Origin of the sequence: Streptomyces sp. NPDC088254, assembly GCF_044740925.1 — a bacterium.
Classification (GTDB): domain Bacteria; phylum Actinomycetota; class Actinomycetes; order Streptomycetales; family Streptomycetaceae; genus Streptomyces.
In genome coordinates, this window is sequence record NZ_JBIURQ010000016.1 from 89,890 (window position 1) to 110,338 (window position 20,449).

Sequence of the window (20,449 nt, forward strand, 5' to 3'; positions counted from 1 at the left end):
TGCGGTGCGATGCGCTGCATGCGGTCGTGCGTGCCGCGCGGGTCCGATTCCAGCATGACCCACCCTCCGGACGACAACAACTATTGACGACGACAATTATTGCTCCTACCTTCGATCTCGCGGCCCACTCCGGTGCTCGACCCGGGCCGTACCGCCCCTGTCACCGCGTGAAGGGACCCACCCGTGCCTCCCATCGATCTCACCGGCAAGGTCGCCGTCGTCACCGGCAGCGGCCGGGGCCTCGGTCTCGCCTACGCGCAGGCCCTGGCCGCCCACGGCGCCCGCGTGGTCGTCAACGACGTCGACGAGGCGGCCGCCGAGCAGGCCGTGAAGTCCGTCGTCGAGGCGGGCGGCGCCGCCGTCGCCGAGGTGGTGCCGGTCGGCACGACCGAGGCCGCGGACCGGCTCGTCAACCGCGCGGTCGCGGAGTTCGGGCGGCTCGACGTCATGGTCACCAACGCCGGCATCCTGCGAGACAAGGTGCTGTGGAAGATGACCGACGACGACTTCGACACGGTCATCGCCACCCACCTCCGGGGCACCTTCACCTGCGCCCGCGCCGCCGCCGTACGGATGCGCGAGCAGGGCGAGGGCGGCAGCCTGATCCTGGTGGGCTCCCCGGCCGGACAGCGTGGCAACTTCGGGCAGACGAACTACGCCGCCGCCAAGGCCGGCATCGCCGCCTTCGCCCGTACCTGGGCCATGGAACTGGGCCGCGCGCACATCACCGTCAACGCGATCGTGCCGGTCGCCGCGACCGTGATGACCGAGACCGTCCCCGCCTTCGCCCCCTACGTCGAGGCCATGAGGAACGGCGAGGCGCTCCCGGACTTCCTGCGCAAGGGCGAGGGTTTCGGCACCCCCGAGGACTGCGCCGCGCTCGTGCCCTTCCTCGCCTCCGAGGCCGCCCGGGGCGTCACCGGCCAGGCCATCGGCATCGGCGGCGACAAGGTGGCACTCTGGTCGCATCCGCAGGAGATCCGTGCGGCCTACGCCGACGGCGGCTGGACCCCGGCGACCCTGGCCGACGCCTTCCCCACCTCGGTCGGCGCCGAGCTCCAGACCGTCGGCATCCCGGCGCCCGCGTTCCCGGAGGCGTGAGTCATGGCGAGCATAGACGTCGAGGAACTCGTCGCGATCGACGTCCACACCCACGCCGAGGTGTCCTCCAGCGGGCACTCCTCGCTCGACGACGACCTGCACGACGCGTCCTCCGCCTACTTCAAGGTCGAGGGCGAGCGGAAGCCGACCATCGAGGAGACGGCCCGCTACTACCGTGAGCGGAAGATGGCCGCCGTGATCTTCACGGTGGACGCCGAGTCCGCGACCGGCACCCCGCCGGTGCCCAACGAGGAGGTCGCCGAGGCCGCCGCCGCGAACGCGGACGTCCTCATCCCCTTCGCCTCCATCGACCCCTTCCGGGGCAAGGCCGGCGTGAGGCAGGCGCGCCGCCTGGTCGAGGAGTACGGGGTGAAGGGCTTCAAGTTCCACCCCAGCGTCCAGGGCTTCTTCCCCGACGACCGCGCGGTGGCGTACGGCCTCTACGAGGTGATCGAGGAGACCGGGTCCATCGCCCTCTTCCACACCGGGCAGACCGGCATCGGAGCCGGCGTCCCGGGCGGCGGAGGCATCCGGCTGAAGTACTCCAATCCCCTCCACGTCGACGACGTGGCCGCCGACTTCCCCCACCTCAAGATCATCCTGGCGCACCCGTCCTTCCCCTGGCAGGACGAGGCCCTCGCCGTCGCCACCCACAAGCCGGGCGTCCACATCGACCTGTCCGGCTGGTCGCCGAAGTACTTCCCGCCGCAACTCGTGCAGTACGCCAACACCCTGCTCAAGGACAAGGTCCTCTTCGGCTCCGACTTCCCCGTCCTCACCCCCGACCGCTGGCTCGCCGACTTCGACAAGCTGACGATCAAGGACGACGTGAAGCCGAGGATCCTCAAGGAGAACGCCGCCCGTCTGCTCGGGCTGACCACACCGTAGAGGGGCGTGGAGATGCGCAACGAGGGACTGGGGTCATGGCCCGCACGCCGGGCCCGCAAGACCCCGCACCGCACCGCCCTGATCCACGGCGGGCGGCCGACCGACTACGCCACCCTGCACACCCGCACCACACGCCTGGCCCACGCCCTGCGCGCCCGGGGCGTGCGCCGCGGCGACCGCGTCGCCTACCTCGGCCCCAACCACCCCTCCTACCTGGAGACCCTGTTCGCGGCCGGCGCCCTCGGCGCGGTCTTCGTCCCGCTCAACACCCGTCTGGCCGGCCCCGAGATCGCCTACCAGCTCGCCGACTCCGGCGCCAAGGTCCTCGTCCACGGCCCGGCGTCCGCGGGCCTCGTCGCCGGACTGCCCGGCAGTACCGACGTACGCGCGTACGTCGAGGTCGGCGCCGAGTACGAGGAGGCGCTCGCCGCGGCCGACGACGAGCCCTTCGACGAGCCCGTCGGCCCCGACGACACCTGCGTCATCATGTACACCTCGGGCACCACCGGCCGTCCCAAGGGCGCCATGCTCACCCACGGCAACCTCACTTGGAACGCGGTCAACGTCCTCGTCGACACCGACCTGATCGCCGACGAACGCGCCCTGGTGACCGCGCCGCTGTTCCACACGGCCGGGCTGAACATGCTGACGCTGCCGGTGCTGCTCAAGGGCGGCGCCTGCGTCCTGGTCGAGGCGTTCGACCCGCAGACCACCTTCGACCTGGTCGAACGGCACCGGATCACCTTCATGTTCGGCGTGCCGACCATGTTCGACCAGCTCGCCCGCCACCCGCGCTGGCCGGACGCCGACCTGTCCTCGCTGCGCATCCTCACCTGCGGCGGCTCACCCGTCCCGACCCCGTTGATCGCGGCCTACCAGGAACGCGGCCTCACCTTCCTCCAGGGCTACGGCATGACCGAGGCCGCGCCCGGCACGCTCTTCCTGGACGCGGAGCACGCCGTCAGCAAGGCCGGCTCGGCCGGCGTCCCGCACTTCTTCAGCGACGTCCGCGTCGTGCGGCCCGACCTGACACCCGTCGACGCCGGCGAGACCGGCGAGGTCGTCGTGCGCGGCCCGCACGTCATGCCCGGCTACTGGGGGCTGCCCGAGGAGACGGCCGCGTCCTTCGCCGACGGCTGGTTCCGCAGCGGCGACGCGGCGAAGGTCGACGAGGACGGTTACGTCCACATCGTCGACCGCATCAAGGACATGATCATCTCCGGTGGGGAGAACGTCTACCCCGCCGAGATCGAGGACCGGCTCCTGACCCACCCCGACATCGTCGAGTGCGCGGTCATCGGCGTGCACGACGACACATGGGGCGAGGTGCCCCGCGCGGTCGTCGTGCCCCGGGAGGGCGCTTCGCTGGATCCCGACGAGGTGCTCGCCTCCCTCGACGGCCGGCTCGCCAAGTACAAGATCCCCAAGTCGGTGGTGATCGCGGACGAACTCCCGCGCACCGCCTCCGGAAAGCTCCTCAAAGCCCGGGTGCGCCGACGCTTCGGCGCCGACTCCTGACCCACGGAAGGACCCTCGCGTGAGCATCACCGTCAACGGCCTCGACGAACTCAAGAAGCTCGCCGGCAGCGACCTCGGCACGAGCGAGTGGATCGAGGTCACGCAGGAGCGCGTCGACACGTTCGCCGACGCGACCGGGGACCACCAGTGGATCCACGTCGACCCCGAACGCGCGAAGGACGGGCCCTTCGGTGCGCCCATCGCCCACGGATACCTGACGCTCTCCCTGTTCATCCCCCTCTTCACCGAACTGCTGGACGTCCAGGGCGTCACGACCAAGGTCAACTACGGCCTGAACAAGGTGCGGTTCCCCGCGCCGGTGAAGGTCGGCTCCCGGATCCGGCTGGCCGGGAAACTGGCGGAGGTCGAGGAGGTCCCGGGCGGCGTGCAGATCACCGTGGACGGGACGATCGAGATCGAGGGCGGGGCGAAGCCGGCGGCGGTGCTGCGGAGTCTCTCCCGCTTCTACGCGTGAGGGCCGTTCCCTCGGACAGGCCGCTTCAGCGCACCACGTCCACGAAGACCGGGTTGGAGTAGAACCACGTGTCCTGCCACGGGTCGCCGTCGCCCGGCGGGTGGGGGATCGGGCCGTGCGGGTCGACGGACGCGCCCAGGTAACCGGTTCCGTTCCGCTTGCCGTCGCTGCCGCGCAGCCGCACGTAGAAGGACTCCTCGCCCGCGGTCAGCGGGACGCGCAGCGTATACGTCCCCTTGCGGCCGCTCACGTCCCGGGACCAGGCGACCCTGCTGTCGGGCGCGCGCCAGTCGTCGCGGTCGGCGACCGGGCCGCGCACCGCGCCGCGGATCATGTCCACATGCGCCAACCGGGGCAGGATCCCGTGGGGGTTGGGGCGGGAGGCGGTGGTCACGGTGATGTGCAGGGTGAGCTTCTCACCCCTGCGGACCCGCAGCCGGCCGCCGAGCGTGACGCCCCGGCCGCGGTCGCCCTCGCGGGTCAGCCGCACCTCCAGTCCGTCGAGGAGATGGCCGTGGTCCAGCCACACCCGGCCCGCGCGCAGTCCCGTCATCACCGAGCGGTAGCCGTATCGGGTGACGCCGACGTGGGTGCGGCTGAACTGGCCGGGCCAGAAGTCGCCGCCGGGCTGCGGGGAGTCGGTGTTCACGGGGTCGGGGAGCCGGCCGGTGTCGTCGAACGTCGTGCCGGGCGGCCAGTCGCCGTTCTTCCACGTGTCGAAGACGACCCGGTGGACGTCGGAGTTGGTGGTGACGGTGAACAGCTTGCCCTCGGCCAGCATCGCGTCCCACATGCCGCCGACCGTCGCCGTCATCCAGTCGAAGCCGCCGTAGAGCACGTACGCGTTCCGCGGGTATCCCGCCCACGAGTCCACCGACGGTTTGTTGGTGTACTCACCGCGCTGCGAGTCGGGCCCCTCCCACCCCGGGATGCCGCCGCCCTGGGCGCCGGGCGCGCCCTCCATGCCGATCATGATCTCGGGGGCGGCGTCCCGCCAGTTGCGCATCTCGTGCGGCGAGTCGATGCCGAGGCGCATCGGGTGGTTGGCGAGGACGAGGACGTCGTCGACATACCCCGTCCGGCGCTGCTCGGCGAGCCACTTGATGCCCTTGACGGCGTGCGCCTCGTTGCGGGCGGTGTTCGGGTTGTCAGGTGCGCCCTCGGTGTACTTGAGCAGCTTGCCGTCGTAGGCCAGCTCGAACTGCGTGAGCACGTCGACCTCGTGCGGGCCGGGCGCCGCGAACACCGTGCAGTGCTCGGCGGCGGGGATGTACCACTCCAGGCCCTGGAAGATCAGCTGGCGGGGGTTCTCGGCACGGGCCTTGAGGATCTCCTGGTGCTCCGCCTTCGCGCCGTAGCGGGCGTGCCCGAAGTTGGAGTGCTCGTTGAACACCATCCAGTCGAGGCCGTACCGGGCGGCCGCCGCGGCCAGTTGGGAGAACGTGTACTTCGCGTCGTGGCTGTAGACGCTGTGGACGTGGTGGTCGCCGACGAGATAGGCGAGCTGGGGGTCCTCGCCCCCGACAGCGCGTCCCGGGCTCGCGGCGGCGGGAGCCGCGGCCGCCGGGGCCGTAGCCGCCCCGCCGAGGGCGAACGCGGCGCCGAACAGGCCCGCGCCGCGCAGGATTCCGCGCCGGGACACGCCCTGGGCGTCGAGTTCGGCCGGTGGGACGGACGGATCGGCCCAGGCGGGCAGTTGCTGCTCGGTCATCGATGCCTCTCGGTGGATCTCGGCGAATCTCAGCGGGTCTCTGTGGATCTCAGTGGTTCATGAACGACGTCACGGGCAGCGCCCGTTCGACGATCCGGACGTCGCCGAGCCGCCCGTGCAGGATCTGGTCGATGCGACCGCCGTACTCGTAGCCGCCGAGCAGCCAGGGCAGGCCGACGGAGGCGATCCCGACGGCGGACGCCCTCGGGTTGCGGACCACCGGGCACCCTTCGACGTAGAGGGTGGTGTGCCTGCCGTCGTTGACTACGGCGACATGCCACCAGGTCTCAAGAGGCGTCTCCTGGCCCTAGTTGGTGGCGATGCCCAGCTGGTTCAGCGGGCGCATCGCCCACTGCGGCTCACGGTCGTTCGACAGGGAGAGCGTGGCGAGCGGCTCGTCAAGGTCGTCGGCGGTCTTCCCGGCGGCCCCTCCCGTGCCGGTGCGGCCGACCAGCCCGGACCAGGCGTGGTGCGCGGGGTCCCAGTCGGCGGGAAGGCGGTAGAACGCCTCGATGGTGTAACCGCCGGTGAAGGTGGCCGAGTTGATGGGCGCACCGTCGACCGTGCGCAGATACGCCCCCCTCAACGGGGACTTGTGGCCCTGGAACTCCAGGCTGCCGTGGCCCGGTTGGTCCGGGTGGTGGTCCGGGGACCAGCCGAGCGAACCGTCGCCCACCGCCACCACGGCGAGGTCGTTGCCGTGCCCGGAAAGGTCCCGTACGGCGCCGGAGACCGCCGTGTCGAAGCGCCAGTAGGCGACCGTGCCGCTCACCAGCATCCGCCACGCCGGGCGCGCGGGACGGGCCGGCGCGGGGGCGAACCCGGAGAACCGCTCGGCGAAGTCGATGCCGACGGTGAACCGGTCGGCGTCGCCGCTCAGTTCGATCTCCTGCCGCTCCAGCTCGTTGAGCCCCTTCGCCGCCCGGCCCAGGATCCAGGGGGAGACCGTCTCCACGTCGATGACGTTCCGGTCGAGGTCGAAGCGGTAGAGGCGGATCATCGCCGCGCCGCCGAAGTAACGATTCTGATAGTTCGTCAGGTGCAGGTGGACGTCATGCCCGACCTTGTTGCGGCGGACCGCCCGCCCGGCGGGCCAGTAGTGGCCGTTGAGGGTGAGGAAGACCTGGTCGTGGTCGGCGACAAGCCGGTCCCACAGTTGCTGCCCGTACGGCGACAACGTGTCGTCCGCGAGGACCAGTTCATGCGTGGTGAGGATGACAGGGGTGTGCGGATGCCGCGCCAGGACGTCGGCCGCCCACGCGTACCCCTGGTCCGACAGCCGCCAGTCCAGTGCCAGCACCATCCACTCCCGCCCGCCGGCCCGGAAGACGTGGTAGGTGTTGTAACCGTCCGGGGAGGCGCCGCCGAACGTCGGCCTGTCCGTGAAGCGTCGCGGGCCGAAGGCGTCCAGGTAGGGCGTCGCCCCGCGTCGGTCGGTCGTGGACGAGGGCACGTCGTGATTGCCGGCCAAGACGCTGTATCCGGCCCCGCGCCGGTCGAGCAGGGCGAACGCCTCACTGACGGCGGCTACTTCGTCCTCCGTCCCGTTCTGCGTGAGGTCCCCGAGGTGGGACAGGAAGACGATGTTCTCGTCCTCCCCGTGTGCCAGCAGATACCTGAGCGACGCCTCCACCGGGGCCTTGTCGATGCTCGGCCCGTCGAAGAGGTACTGCGTGTCCGGCATCACCGCGAGCGTGAACCGGCGGCTGTCGGGATCAGGACGCGAGCGTCCCGCCCCGGCGGCGCCGGCGGCGGTCGCGGGCAGCGCCACCGAAGCCGTCGCGGCCGCGCCGAGCAGCGCGGTGGCTCTGAGGAACCCACGCCGTCCGGCGCCGGCCGGCGGGGCCTCGCCCGGGTTCCGGGCATGCGAAGTACACACGGGTGCTCCATGGGAAAGCCGGGTGAAGTGAGTCGTGCAGAAGGGGAGTCGGGGGCGGGCGGCTACAGGACGCGCAGGGTCCAGCTCCAGCGGTGGACGCCCGGTGCGACGAGATACGAGGGGAAGGTGTCGGGGCCGCAGGACGCCGTGCCCAGACCCCGGTGCGCAGCGTCGATGTGCACCACGCAGCCCGCGCGCGGCGTCAGTTCGTCGTGATGGGCGGCCGCCGCCAGCTCCTCGGCGCGGTACCGGGTGACGGACACCTGACGCGGCTCGTCCAGGGTCACCGCGACACCCGTGGCGTCCGGCGCGGACAGCGTGAAGCGCCGCACCCCGTGCCGGCCCCCGCTCTCCTGCGGCCGCAGGTAGGGCGTGAACAGCGCGTCCACGGGGACCGAGTGATGGCCCACCGCGGCTCCCGCACAGCGGTCCGGGTACGACTCCCAGGGGCCCTGACCGAACCACTCCAGCAGGTCCGGTCCCGCGACCGTCTCGAACACCGAACCCACCCGGGCCACGTCGTCGAACTCCTCCGGCAGCTCGGCCTCCTCCTCGACGCGCACCCCGCCCTCGACCGGCGTGAGCACCTGCCGGTGCCGCACCACGCCCGCCGGGCCCGCGTACTCGGCGACCACCGTCACCGACAGGCCGTGCCGGCCCACCGACACCGGCTCGCGCACGAGCGCGTCAAGTCCCCACTCCCGCCAGCGCCGCGCCGCACCGCCCAGCTCGTCGTTGTCCGTCGGGGCCCGCCACAGCGACAGCGTGGGCGCCGCGCTCAGCAGCGGATGCACCAGCAACCCCTCGTCGTCGACCTCCACGCGCGCCGCCACCGACCGCTCCTCGACCGGCTCGGCCGCCCGCAGCCGCAACTGCGGCGCGCACACCTCGGTGCCGCACGGCGCCCACGGCAGGTCGTGCGCGGTGCGCACCCGCAGCGTCAGCCACGCCTCGCCGCCGTCCTCCGGCAGCTCGAACGGCTGCGGCACCACCGCCGTCTCGCCCGGCCGCAGCGGCGGCAGTTCGGCCGGCGCGGTCAGGGTGCCGCCGTACTCGAGGGACAGCTCCCACTCGGCCGCGAGCCACTCCAGACCGCGGAAGTGCTGGTGGTTGGAGAGGACCAGGCCCTCGTGCCGCGAGCCCGTCAGCCGCACCGGCGCCGCGAGCTCCCGGTGCTCGTACATCACGGGCTTGGGCGTGCGGTCGGGGAAGACCACGCCGTCCGCGATGAACGCCCCGTCGTGCTCCCGCTCGCCGAAGTCGCCGCCGTAGGCCCAGCGGTAGCCGGGCGCGGCGACACCGTTGTCATAGTGTCCGGCGCCCTCACGGCCGGCCGGTCCCGCGTCGTTCACACGCTGGAGGATTCCGTGGTCCCAGAACTCCCAGATGAACCCGCCCTGAAGACCCGGGGTGGCCTCGATGGCGGCCCAGTGGTCGGCGAGCGTGCCGTTGCTGTTGCCCATCGCGTGGGAGTACTCGCACTGGATGAGCGGCTTGGTCTGCTGCCCCGACAGCGCGTGCGCCAGGCAGTCCTCCAGCGGCGCGTACATCGGGCAGGCGATGTCGGAGGCCACGTCCGGGTCCGCCCAGCCGCGCTTGGCGGCCCCCTCGTACTGCACCGGCCGCGTCGGGTCGTGGCGGCGCACCCAGCCGGCCGCCGCGTCGTGGCCCGCGCCGTAGTCGGACTCGTTGCCCAGCGACCAGACGACGATCGACGGGTGGTTCTTGTCCCGCAGCACCATGCGCGAGACCCGGTCCACGAACGCGTTCAGATAGCGGGGGTCCTCGGCGATCTCGTGGGCGTGGTCGTGGGACTCGATGTCCGCCTCGTCGACGAGGTAGAAGCCGAGTTCGTCGGCGAGGTCGTACAGCGCAGGGTCGTTCGGATAGTGCGCGGTGCGGATCGCGTTGAAGCCGAACCGCTTGAGCAGCACCAGATCGGCCCGCATGTCGTCGTACGACACCGTGCGCCCGGTCAGCGGATGGAAGTCGTGCCGGTTGACGCCCCGGATGAGGACGCGCTCCCCGTTGACCAGCAGGTCCCGTCCGACGATCTCCACGTCGCGGAAGCCCACCCGGTGCCGGGACACGTCGGCGACCGTGCCGTCCGCGCGGTGCAGCCGGACGATCAGGTCGTACAGTTCGGGCGTCTCGGCGTTCCACGGGCGCACGTCGGGCACCCGCGCGAGCAGCCGGGCCTCGCCGAGGAAGTCGGAGACCCGCCCGTCCTCGGCGTTGGCCAGGTCGAAGGCGGTGTCCGGCGCGAGCGGCAGCCCGTCCAGCTCCGCACTGACGTGCCAGCCCGCGGGCAGCGCCCCGCGTGCGTCCCGCACCCGGCAGTCCACCCGCAAGTCACCGCCCAGCGAAGCCCGCACCGCCACGTCGGCCAGATGCAGCGGGTCGGTCGCGTACAGCAGGACCGAGCGGGTGATCCCGCCGTGCCACCACTGGTCCTGGTCCTCGATGTGCGAGGCGTCCGACCACTTGACGACGGTCAGCCGTACGACGGCCCGCTCCCCGGCGCGCACCACGTCCGTCAGGTCGAACTCGGCGGCCAGGTGGGAGTCCTTGGACAGGCCGACGGGCCGCCCGTCCACGTGCACCAGCAGCACGCTCTCCGCGGCCCCGACCTGGAGCACGATCCGCCGCCCGGCCCAGTCGGCGGGCACGTCGACCTCCCGCTCGTACACGCCCGTCGGATTGCGCTCGGGCGACGCCGGCGGGAACTGCGCGAACGGCATCCGGATGTTCAGGTACTGGGGCAGGTCCGCAGTGCCCTGCAGCGTCCACACGCCGGGGACGGCCGCCGTCGACCAGGTGTCGCCGGCCGGTGCGTCCGGAGCGGACAGCAGCTGGAAGCGCCACTCGCCGTCCAGGACGTGAGCGCCGGCGCGACGGTCGACGGCGTTCATGGGCAGCCGCCGCCAGGAGGTCGTCTCGGGCGACTCCCAGGGGCGCAGTGCGATCAGCGGGTCGGCCGCGGGGGACAGGGGGTCGGTCACTTGATGGCTCCCTTGCCGAGGTCCGCGATGATCTGGCGGGCGCCGATCGCGAACACGACGAGCAGCGGGATCAGGGCGAGCAGCGCGCCCGTCATGACCATCCCGTAGTCCGTCGTGCCGTGGGTCCCGTTCAGCTGGGACAGCGCGACCTGGAGGGTGACGTTGTCCGGGTTCGTCAGGGCGATCAGCGGCCAGGCGTAGTCGTTCCACTGGCCCATGAAGGTGAAGATGCCGAGGAAGGCCAGGCCCGGCCGGACGACCGGCAGCGCCACGTGCCAGTACTGGCGCAGGAAGCCGGCGCCGTCGATGCGGGAGGCGTCGAGGAGCTCGTCGTGGATCGCGCCCTTCATGTACTGGCGCATCCAGAAGATGCCGAAGGCGTTCGCGGCGGCCGGCACGATCAGCGCGGTCATCGAGCCGATCCAGCCGATCCTCGCCATGATGACGAACTGCGGGATCGCCGCAAGCTGCGCCGGGACCATGAAGATGAACATCAGCAGCACGAACAGCGTCCGCTTGCCGGGGAAGTCGAACTTGGCGAAGACGAACGCCGCCAGCGAGTCGAAGAGCAGCACCAGGAACGTCACCGACCCCGCCACCAGCAGGGAGTTGGCCATCGAGCCGAAGAAGTCGACCGTGCGGAACAGGCTGCGGACGTTCTCCACGAAATGCGAGCCCGGCAGCAGCTTCGGCGGGTAGGAGAAGATCTCCGACGAGGTGTGCGTCGACATGATCACGGCCCAGTAGAACGGGAAGGCCGAGAGCAGCAGTCCGAGGATCAGCACGGTGTGCAGGGCGAGACCCCGGCGCCGGGAGCCGTGGATCGCCCCGGGCCGCTTCGTGTCGTGGATGGAAGCCATGGCGTCAGACCCTCCTAGTCTTCGCCCCGGCGCTGCACCAGACGCCAGTTGATGATCGAGAAGAGGACGACGACGAGGAAGATGCCCCACGCGACGGCGGCGCCGTAGCCGAAGTCGTTGTTGTCGAAGGTCTGCTGGAAGAAGTAGAGGACCATCGTGCGCCCCGCGTGGTCCGGGCCGCCGGAGAACGTCGAGTCGTTGGCGGTGGTCTGCAGCAGCACCTGCGGTTCGGAGAAGCTCTGCAGGCCGGTCACCGTCGAGACCACCAGCACGAACAGCAGCACGGGCCGCATCATCGGCAGCGTGACCCGGAAGAACGTCTGCACCGGACCTGCGCCGTCGATGCGCGCCGCCTCGTACAGCTCGCCCGGGACCGTCTGCAGACCGGCGAGGAAGATGATCGCGTTGTAGCCGGTCCACTGCCAGGTCATCAGCGTGGCGATGGCGACCTTGATGCCCCAGGGGGTGTTCAGCCACGCCACCTGGTCCAGCCCGACCGCCTGCAACAGGGCGTTGGCGAGGCCGAAGTTGGTGGAGAAGACCGAGCCGAAGACGATGGCGACCGCCACCACCGAGGTGACGTTGGGCAGGAAGTAGGCGAACCGGTAGACGTTCTTGAACCGGACCGCCGAGTTGAGCATCACGGCCGTCACCATCGCCAGGAAGATCATCGGGAAGGTGGCGAGGGCCCAGATGACGAGGGTGTTGCCGATCGAGCTCCAGAACTCCGAGTCCCCGATCAGATACCGGTACTGCGACAGACCGGCCCACTCCATCGAGCCGAGGCCGTCCCAGCGGTGCAGGGAGAGGTAGAGCGAGAACCCGACCGGCACCAGGCCGAAGGCGAGGAACAGCAGATAGAACGGCGAGATCGCGGCGTAGAGATGCCAGTGCTTGCGCAGCGCCGACCGCGGCCGTGCGACGGGCGTCTCCACCACGGCGACCGGGGGCTTCTCCAGTGCGGGGACGGTGGCCATCAGTAGCTCACCCCCAGGTGTTCGGCGATGCGCCGGCATTTGCCCATGGCGTCACTCCAGGCTCTTTTCGGGTCCTTGCCGAGGACGCCGACGTTCTTGATCTCGTCCTTGACCGGCTGCCCGAGTGCCACGTCGAACGGGCTGTTGTAGGCGACCGTGATCTTCTGCGCGGCGGGCCCGAAGACGTCCATCGTCACCTGGCCGCCGAAGAAGGGGTCGGGCTCACGCAGTTCCGTCATGCCGTACGAGGCGGGGGTGGAGGGGAACAGGCCCGCGTCTACGAAGCTCCGCGCCTGGTTGGCCGGGTCCAGCAGCCAGGTGATGATCCGGAAGGCCTGCTCGGGGTCACGGCACGCCTTGGTGATCGACAGGAAGGAGCCGCCGTTGTTGGACGGCCGCACCGGCATGTCCGCCACCCGCCACCGGCCGGCCGTCTTCGGCACGCCGTTCTTGAGGTCGCCGGTGGCCCAGGAGGCGCCGAGCTGGCTGGGCAGCTTGCCGGACTCGATCGCCGACAACTGGTCCGGGGTGCCGTTGACGATGTCGGAGACGATGCCGCGCCGCTTGGCCTCCACGGCCAGGTCCCAGGCCCGGCGCACATGCTCCTGGTCGCCGATGAAGCGGCGGTCCTTGTCGACGTACCGCTTGCCGCCCTGCTGCACCGCGTTCTCGAAGACGCTGTTGACGTCGGTGAGCAGACAGGTCCCCGGTATCCGCTTCTTCAGCTGCTCGCCCGCGCCGAAGAACTTCTCCCAGGTGTTCAGCTCCGCGGAGACGTCGGGCGGCTCGTAGGGCAGCCCCGCCCTGCGGAAGACGGCGTACTGGTAGTAGTGCGCGACCGGGCCGCAGTCGATGGGGAAGCCGACCATCGTGCCGTCGTCGGCGACGCCCTGGTCCCACTTCCACGGCAGGTACCCGCCGCGGTACCGGTCCGCGCCCAGCGTGCGCAGGTCCACGAACTGGCCGGCGTTCGGCAGGTAGGACGCCATGTCCTCGCCCTTCAGCCCCGCGATGTCGGGGATGTGGGCGCGGCCGGCCATCGTGGTGATCAGCTTGGAGCGGTAGTAGCCGCCGATCTGGACGGCCTTCAGGCTCACCTCGCCGCCGTAGCGGGCCTTCGCGTTCTTCACGACGGTGTCGCTCAGACCGCCGCTCCAGTACCACAGGACCATGTCGCGCCCGGTGGAGCCGGCCGGGACGGCACAGCCGGACGCCAGGCCGCCGAACGCCGTGGCGGCCGCGCCGGCCGCGCCGGCGCGGAGCAGGCCTCTTCGTGAGAGCCGCACAGCTCCCACCGCCTTTCGGATCTCTTCGCTTCTTCGCATGCCTACTGGGGAATCAGTGCTCTCGCCCGGGATCGGCGCTCGCGTGCGCCGGAGACGTCCGGCTCCCTCGCGCGCCTGGGTGATCGGTGCTCTCGCCCGGTCCTGGTGTGTCCGTGCGGTCATGAGTCGTCGGGAGAGGGGTGCTCTCACCCGGTTCCGGTGGGAACCGTGCGGTGGTGTGCCGTCGGGGGAGCGGTGCTCTCGCGGGGCCGTCGTCGGCCGGTGTCCCGCGCCTGTTCAAGGCGGTCCGTTCCTCGCGCCGGCCCATGGCTCAGCGCCGTGGGTCCGGCGGGGTCACGGGGGCGTGCCGGACGGGCGGGCCGGGGTCGGCCGGCAGCCGGTCCGCGAGGAAGCCGTACGCCCGCTTCAGGGCGGGGTCGGTCAGCGAGCGCCACCAGCGGTCCACGCCGTACCAGCCGGGCGCCGCGAGCGCGCCGCCGTGGTGCCGGACGGACAGCCCGGCGGCCAGCACCGCGAACCGCAGCCGCTCCGCCAGCGGCCAGCCGCCGAGCGAGGCGGCGACGAAGCTCGCGCCGAAGACGTCCCCCGCGCCCGTGGCGTCCAGCACGTCGACGTCGAGGGCGGGGGCCTCCGCGTACTCGCCGGTCGTCTGGTCGACGGCGATCGCGCCGTCCCCGCCCCGCGTCACCACGGCCACCGGGACCAGTTCGCACAGTGTGCCGAGGGCGGCGACGGCACTGTCGGTGCGGGTGTAGGCCATCGCCTCGGCCTCGTTGGGGAGGAAGGCGTGGCACAGGGCGAGCTGGTCCAGGAGGTCGCGGGACCACTGACGGGTCGGGTCCCAGCCGACGTCGGCGTAGATCAGGGTGCCGTTCGCGGCGGCCTTGCCGAGCCACGCGCGCGGTTCGGCCTCGATGTGCACGAGGGCGGTGCGCGCCTCGGGCGGGTCAGCGACCAGGGCGTCCTGCGAGTACGGCGGCTCCTGGCCGTGGGTGACCAGCGCCCGGTCGTGGCCGTGGGCCAGGGCCACGGTGACGGGGGTGGGCCAGCCGTCGGCCGTGCGGGAGAGCGAGAGGTCGACGCCCTCCTGCCCGGCCAGCACCTCCCGGCAGTGGCCGCCGTAGAAGTCGTCGCCGAAGACGGTGGCCAGTGAGGTCCGCAGGCCGAACCGGGAGGCGGTCACCGCGAGGTTGGCGATGCCGCCGGGGCCGCAGCCCATGCCGGCCGTCCAGACCTCCTCACCCGGGGTAGGGGGCTTCGCCAGCCCCGTGAGGACGAGGTCGTAGAAGAGCAGCCCGGTCAGCAGCACGTCGGGCCGGTCGTCGTCCACGGAAACGTCCTCTCGTCGGGGGGAACGCGGAGGGTTCGTCAAACTTCTTCATTTCGTGACCGGAATCGTGCGCCGCTCCGGGAGATTGGTCAATACCCGAGCAGAACTGAGCATGGAAATGATTGAAGATGACGGGTAGTGTCCATGGCGTGCTGGCGGAACGACGACACCAACTCATCCTGCGGGCCCTGCGCTCCGGCGGTCCCGCGGCCGTGACCGATCTCTCCGGGCAGCTCGGCGTGAGCCCCGCCACGATCAGGCGCGACCTGGTCAAACTGGAGGAGGACGGGCTGCTGACGCGGGTGCACGGCGGCGCCGTCGCCGACGAGGGCGACCAGCCCTTCGCCGAGGTCGCCGAGGTGCGGGTGCCCGAGAAGGACGCCATCGCCGCGCACGCCGCGGCGATGGTCCAGGACGGGCAGTCGGTGCTGCTCGACATCGGTACCACCGCCTACCGGCTGGCCCGGCAACTGCACGGCCGTCGGCTCACAGTGATCACCAGCAACCTGGTGGTCTACGAGGAACTCGCCGACGACGAGGGCATCGGGCTGGTGCTGCTCGGCGGCATGGTCCGCCGCGAGTACCGCTCCCTGGTCGGTTTCCTCACCGAGGACAACCTGCGCCAGCTGCACGCCGACTGGCTCTTCCTCGGCACCAGCGGCGTGCGCCCCGGCGGGCAGGTGATGGACACGACGGTCGTAGAGGTGCCGGTGAAGAGAGCCATGATCAAGGCGAGCGACAGAGTCGTGCTGCTCGCCGACGCGGCGAAGTTCCCGGGTACCGGGATGGCGAAGGTCTGCGGTCCCGAGGACCTGGACGCAGTGGTGACGAACGCGCCGGTCGACCCGGCGACCCGGTCCTCCCTGGAGGAGGCGGGCGTCGAGGTGGTCGTGGCAGGAGAGGTGCACGGGTGAGACTGACGATTCTGGGCGGCGGAGGATTCCGGGTGCCGCTGGTGTACGGAGCACTGCTCACGGACCGCGGCGAGGGCCGGGTGAGCGAGGTCGTCCTGCACGACCTCGACGCCGGCCGCCTGGACGCGGTCGCCCGTGTGCTGGCCGAACAGGCGGACGGCGTGCCCGACGCCCCCGTGGTGACCGCCACCACCGACCTCGACGAGGCCCTGCGCGGCGCCGACTTCGTCTTCTCCGCGATCCGCGTCGGCGGTCTGGAGGGCCGTGCGAACGACGAGCGGGTCGCGCTGGACGAGGGCGTCCTCGGCCAGGAGACCGTCGGCGCGGGCGGCATCGCCTACGGCCTGCGCACGGTTCCGGTCGCCGTCGACATCGCCCGCCGGGTGGCCCGGCTGGCTCCCGACGCCTGGGTCATCAACTTCACCAACCCGGCCGGACTGGTCACCGAGGCCATGTCCCGCCACCTCGGCCACCGTGTGATCGGCATCTGCGACTCGCCGGTCGGCCTCGGCCGCCGCATCGCCCGGGTGCTCGGCGCCGACCCGCGCGAGGCGTGGATCGACTACGTCGGCCTCAACCACCTCGGCTGGGTGCGCGGCCTGCGCGTGGCCGGCCGCGACGAACTGCCGCGCCTGCTCGCCGACCCCGACCTGCTCGGCTCCTTCGAGGAGGGCAAGCTCTTCGGCGCCGACTGGCTGCGGTCCCTCGGCGCGATCCCCAACGAGTACCTGCACTACTACTACTTCAACAGGGAAGCCGTCGACGCCTACAAGGCCGCTGCTCGGACCCGTGGGGCCTTCCTGCGGGACCAGCAGGCCCGGTTCTACGAGGAGACGCGCAAGCCCGGCGTGTCCGCCCTCACCGCCTGGGACCGCACCCGCGCCGAGCGCGAGGCCACCTACATGGCGGAGAACCGGGAGACCGCCGGCGCGGGCGAACGCGACGCCGACGACCTGTCCGGCGGCTACGAGAAGGTCGCCCTGGCGCTGATGCGGGCCATCGCCCGCGACGAGCGCACCACGCTGATCCTCAACGTCCGCAACGGCGGCACCCTGTCCGCGCTCGACTCCGAGGCCGTCGTCGAGGTCCCCTGCCTGGTCGACGCCAACGGCGCGCACCCCGTCGCCGCGGACCCGCTGCCCGACCACGCCACCGGCCTGGTCTGCGCGGTCAAGGCGGTCGAACGCGAGGTGCTGAGCGCCGCAGAGTCCGGCGCCCGGGCGACGGCGGTGAAGGCCTTCGCGCTGCACCCGCTCGTCGACTCCGTCAACGTGGCCCGCAGGCTGGTCGAGGGCTACACCCGGGTGCACCCCGGACTCGGGTACCTCAAGTAAGCTCCGCGACCGGAAAGCGCTTTCTTCCGGCCTTTCCCCGCACTCTCCGCTCCCTGTCTGGAGAACCTCTCATGCACGACGAACGCAACCGGATCGAGGAGCGCGCCGAGCGTCTCCACACCCAGCGCATCCAGCCCGCCATCTACGCGGCCACCGTCCCCCTCACCGTGGAGGCCTGGCAGGCGCCGGGGGAGCCCGTCCCCTTCGAGGAGGCGGCGGCCGCCTCGTACGAGCCCTTCACGATGGACACCCCGTGGGGGCCGCCCTGGGGCACGACCTGGTTCCGCATGGCCGGAGAGGTTCCCGCCGAGTGGGCCGGCCGGCGGGTCGAGGCCGTCATCGACCTCGGCTTCACCGGCGACTGGCCCGGCAACCAGGCCGAGGCCCTGGTCCACCTGCCCGACGGCCGGCCCCTGAAGGCGGTCAACCCGCTCAACCAGTACGTGCCGGTCGCCAACCCCGCCGAGGGCGGCGAACGCGTCGACTATCTGGTCGAGGCCGCCTCCAACCCCGACATCCTGGCCGACGACTTCGCACGCCCCACCCCGCTCGGCGACATCCTCACCGCCGGCGACAAGCCGCTGTACACCTTCCGCCGCGCCGTCCTCGCCGTCCTCGACGAGGAGGTCTGGCACCTCGACCTCGACCTCCAGGTGCTGCGCCAGCTCATGGTCCACCTCGGCGAGCACGAGCCCCGCCGCCACGAGATCCTGCACGCCCTCGACCGCGCCATGGACGCTCTCGACCTGGACGACGTCGCCGGCAGCGCCGCCGACGTCCGCGCCGTCCTCGCGCCCGTCCTCGCCAAGCCCGCCCACGCCAGCGCGCACACCGTCTCCGGCGTCGGCCACGCCCACATCGACTCCGCCTGGCTGTGGCCCATCCGCGAGACCAAGCGCAAGACGTCCCGCACCTTCTCCAACGTGACGTCCCTGGCCGACGAGTACGACGACTTCATCTTCGCCTGCTCCCAGGCCCAGCAGTACGAGTGGGTCCGCGACAACTACCCGCACGTGTGGGCCCGCATCCAGGAGTCCGTGAAGAAGGGCCAGTGGGTGCCGGTCGGCGGCATGTGGGTCGAGGCCGACGGCAACCTGCCCGGAGGCGAGGCCATCGTGCGCCAACTCGTCCACGGAAAGCGGTTCTTCATCGAGCACTTCGGCATCGAGACCAAGGGCGTCTGGCTGCCGGACTCCTTCGGCTACACCGCCGCCTACCCGCAGCTCGCCAAGCTCGCCGGCAACGACTGGTTCCTCACCCAGAAGATCTCCTGGAACCAGACCAACAAGTTCCCCCACCACACCTTCTGGTGGGAGGGCATCGACGGCACCCGCATCTTCACCCACTTCCCGCCCATCGACACCTACAACGCCCGCTTCGACGGCGTGGAGATGGACCGCGCCGTCCGCAACTACGCCGAGAAGGGCGCCGGCACCCGCTCCCTGGCGCCCTTCGGCTGGGGCGACGGCGGTGGCGGCCCCACCCGCGAGATCATGGAACGGGCGCGCAGGCTCGCCGACCTGGAAGGCTCGGCCAAGGTCGTCGTCGAGCACCCCGACGCGTTCTTCGCCAAGGCCCGCGAGGAGTACCCGGACGCCCCCGTCTGGGTCGGCGAGCTCTACCTGGAGCTGCACCGCGCCACCTACACCTCCCAGGCCCGCACCAAGCAGGGCAACCGCCGCAGCGAACACCGCCTGCGCGAGGCCGAGTTGTGGGCCACGACCGCTGCACTGCACGCGCCGGGCTACACCTACCCCCACGAAGAGCTCGACCGGCTCTGGAAGACGGTCCTGCTGCACCAGTTCCACGACATCCTGCCCGGCTCCTCCATCGCCTGGGTGCACCGCGAGGCCGAGGCCGAATACGCCCGCGTGGCGGGCGAGGTGGAGGAACTGACCGCACAGGCGGTCGCCGCGCTCGGCGCCGGCGGCCCCCGCGTGTTCAACACGAGCCCCTTCGACCGCGCCGAGGTGGTCCGCACCGCCGACGGCGCCCGCGCCTACGTGGCGGTCCCGGCCGGCGGCAGCGCCCCCCTCACCGACGACGCCGAGCCGCCGCACCCGGTCGAGGTCACCGGCCACGTCCTCGACAACGGCCTGGTCCGGGTGGAGGTGGCGGCGGACGGCACCCTGTCCTCCGTGACCGACCTGCGGGCGAACCGCGAAGTCCTCGCCGGCCCGGGCAACCTGCTCCGCCTGCACACCGACCTCCCGAACTGCTGGGACGCCTGGGACATCGACAAGCACTACAAGAACCGCTACACCGACCTCCTGGACGCCGACGCGGTGACCGTCGTCGAGGACGACCCGCTGGCCGGGGCGATCCGCGTCACGCGCTCCTTCGGCAAGGGCTCCACGATCACGCAGACGATCAGTCTCCGCGCCGGCAGCGCCCGCATCGACTTCGAGACCGACATCGACTGGCACGAGGTCGAGAAGATCCTCAAGGCGGGCTTCCCCGTCGACGTCCGCGCGGCGCACTCCTCCGCCGAGATCCAGTTCGGCCACGTCCAGCGCCCCACCCACACCAACACCACCTGGGAAGCGGCCCGCTTCGAGGTGCCCGGCCACCGCTGGGTGCACATCGGCGAACCCGGCTACGGCGTCGCCGTCATCAACGACTCCACGTACGGCCACGACGTCTCCCGCACGGTCCGCGAGGACGGTGGCACGACGACCACCGTGGGACTGAGCCTGGTCCGCGCCCCGCGCATCCCCGACCCCGAGGCCGACCAGGGCCGCCACCGCTTCACCTACTCCCTGCTGCCCGGCGCGAGCATCGACGACGCCGTCGCCGAGGGCTACGCCCTCAACCTCCCGCTGCGCGTGGCGGACGCGGCCGGCGCCCCCGAGCCGGTCGTCTCCGTCAGCGGCGAGGGCGTGACCGTGGAGGCGGTCAAGCTCGCCGACGACGGCTCCGGCGACGTGGTGGTGCGCCTGTACGAGTCCCGGGGCGGCCGCGCGACCGGCGCCCTGCGCACGGGCTTCCCGCTGGCCGGCGCCCAGGTGACCGACCTGCTGGAACGCCCCCTGGAGCAGGCCGACACCGACGAACAGGGCGCCGTCAGCGTGACGTTGCGCCCCTTCCAGGTCCTGACGCTCCGTCTGGAGCGCGTCACGGACGGCCGATAGGGAAGGCCGACCCGGGGGCGGGCGCGCGACCGCGTTCCGCCGC

The 20,449-nt window shown here is 71.5% G+C and carries 13 protein-coding genes and 1 pseudogene; 7 read left to right on the forward strand and 7 right to left on the reverse strand.

All coding sequences use genetic code 11. The annotated features are described in order from the left end of the window. The first annotated feature begins 183 nt into the window (after positions 1-183). From ACIOC0_RS37100 to ACIOC0_RS37115, 4 genes are read left to right on the forward strand one after another with little or no spacing between them, the layout of a single operon-like run. Positions 184-1,101: an SDR family NAD(P)-dependent oxidoreductase gene (locus ACIOC0_RS37100; RefSeq protein WP_402160866.1), complete on the forward strand. Its 918-nt coding sequence runs from the start codon at positions 184-186 to the stop codon at positions 1,099-1,101. A 12-nt stretch (positions 1,102-1,113) separates the two neighbouring features. Beyond that, positions 1,114-1,989, forward strand: a complete 876-nt coding sequence (locus tag ACIOC0_RS37105; RefSeq protein WP_402161154.1) for an amidohydrolase family protein — start codon at positions 1,114-1,116, stop codon at positions 1,987-1,989. A gap of 12 nt (positions 1,990-2,001) precedes the next feature. Further along, a complete protein-coding gene (locus tag ACIOC0_RS37110) occupies positions 2,002-3,507 on the forward strand; it encodes a long-chain fatty acid--CoA ligase (protein ID WP_402160868.1) in 1,506 nt (501 codons plus the stop codon). Between the two features lie 19 nt (positions 3,508-3,526). Further along, a complete protein-coding gene (locus ACIOC0_RS37115; RefSeq protein WP_130437686.1) occupies positions 3,527-3,982 on the forward strand; it encodes a MaoC family dehydratase in 456 nt (151 codons plus the stop codon). 25 nt (positions 3,983-4,007) lie between these two features. Here the strand turns inward: ACIOC0_RS37115 and ACIOC0_RS37120 are convergent, their stop codons facing one another. The 7 genes and pseudogenes from ACIOC0_RS37120 to ACIOC0_RS37150 form a co-directional block, all read right to left on the reverse strand. Then, positions 4,008-5,693, reverse strand: a complete 1,686-nt coding sequence (locus tag ACIOC0_RS37120) for a PHP domain-containing protein (protein ID WP_402160870.1) — start codon at positions 5,691-5,693, stop codon at positions 4,008-4,010. A 49-nt stretch (positions 5,694-5,742) separates the two neighbouring features. After that, a pseudogene (locus ACIOC0_RS37125) lies at positions 5,743-7,572 on the reverse strand (LamG-like jellyroll fold domain-containing protein). A gap of 62 nt (positions 7,573-7,634) precedes the next feature. Beyond that, positions 7,635-10,574, reverse strand: a complete 2,940-nt coding sequence (locus tag ACIOC0_RS37130; protein WP_402160872.1) for a glycoside hydrolase family 2 TIM barrel-domain containing protein — start codon at positions 10,572-10,574, stop codon at positions 7,635-7,637. Further along, on the reverse strand, positions 10,571-11,434 hold the full coding sequence (locus ACIOC0_RS37135; protein ID WP_402160874.1) for a carbohydrate ABC transporter permease: 864 nt from the start codon (positions 11,432-11,434) through the stop codon (positions 10,571-10,573). Before ACIOC0_RS37135 ends, ACIOC0_RS37130 begins: the two co-directional genes overlap by 4 nt. A gap of 14 nt (positions 11,435-11,448) precedes the next feature. Further along, positions 11,449-12,411, reverse strand: coding sequence for a carbohydrate ABC transporter permease (locus ACIOC0_RS37140; RefSeq protein ID WP_402160877.1), 963 nt, complete (start codon positions 12,409-12,411; stop codon positions 11,449-11,451). Further along, the gene (locus ACIOC0_RS37145) at positions 12,411-13,697 is read right to left on the reverse strand and encodes an ABC transporter substrate-binding protein (RefSeq protein WP_402160880.1); all 1,287 of its coding nucleotides are present in this window, start codon (positions 13,695-13,697) and stop codon (positions 12,411-12,413) included. The genes ACIOC0_RS37140 and ACIOC0_RS37145 overlap by 1 nt, the downstream gene beginning before the upstream one ends. A 310-nt stretch (positions 13,698-14,007) precedes the next feature. Next, a complete protein-coding gene (locus tag ACIOC0_RS37150; RefSeq protein WP_402160882.1) occupies positions 14,008-15,027 on the reverse strand; it encodes a carbohydrate kinase family protein in 1,020 nt (339 codons plus the stop codon). 149 nt (positions 15,028-15,176) lie between these two features. Here ACIOC0_RS37150 and ACIOC0_RS37155 point away from each other — a divergent pair, with 149 nt between their 5' ends. The 3 genes from ACIOC0_RS37155 to ACIOC0_RS37165 all read left to right on the forward strand — a co-directional run bounded on the left by ACIOC0_RS37155 (position 15,177) and on the right by ACIOC0_RS37165 (position 20,406). Beyond that, complete coding sequence (locus tag ACIOC0_RS37155; RefSeq protein ID WP_402161156.1) at positions 15,177-15,941, forward strand: DeoR/GlpR family DNA-binding transcription regulator; 765 nt, start codon at positions 15,177-15,179, stop codon at positions 15,939-15,941. After that, positions 15,938-17,275, forward strand: a complete 1,338-nt coding sequence (locus ACIOC0_RS37160) for a 6-phospho-beta-glucosidase (RefSeq protein WP_402160885.1) — start codon at positions 15,938-15,940, stop codon at positions 17,273-17,275. Before ACIOC0_RS37155 ends, ACIOC0_RS37160 begins: the two co-directional genes overlap by 4 nt. A gap of 71 nt (positions 17,276-17,346) precedes the next feature. Continuing rightward, on the forward strand, positions 17,347-20,406 hold the full coding sequence (locus ACIOC0_RS37165) for an alpha-mannosidase (protein ID WP_402160888.1): 3,060 nt from the start codon (positions 17,347-17,349) through the stop codon (positions 20,404-20,406). Positions 20,407-20,449: the final 43 nt, after the last annotated feature.